1 protein-coding gene is annotated in these 375 nt (G+C 62.1%); it reads left to right on the plus strand.

Translation table 11 applies throughout. The features are described 5' to 3' along the window. On the plus strand, positions 1 to 375 hold a 375-nt coding region (locus FPZ47_RS28020; RefSeq protein WP_246859926.1), incomplete at both ends, for an IS3 family transposase.

Genomic DNA, 375 nt, shown 5'->3' on the forward strand with positions numbered 1-375 from the left:
TGTGGCGGTCGCCAAGGCGTTCGCTAAGGCCAAGGGCTTGCATGGTTCCCCGCGACTGGTCGACGATCTGCGCGAGCGGGGCTGGACGGTGTCGGTGAACACGGTCGCAGACTCGATGCGCCGCCAGCAGCTGGTGGCGCGTCCCAAGAAGCGCCGCAATGGGTTGACCCGGCAGGACAAGACCGCACCGAAGTTCGCTGACCTGGTCAAACGGGACTTCACCGCCGATGCACCGAACCGCAAATGGGTCGGCGACATGACGGAGATTCCCACCGACTCCGGGAAGCTGTATTTGGCGATTCTGTGGAATCAAAATTGTCAAGTTCACGAGGATTTCCCGGTTCGGATCTGCGCGATCGGCAGCATGGTCGCGGT

This window comes from Mycobacterium helveticum, from assembly GCF_007714205.1.
Classification (GTDB): domain Bacteria; phylum Actinomycetota; class Actinomycetes; order Mycobacteriales; family Mycobacteriaceae; genus Mycobacterium; species Mycobacterium helveticum.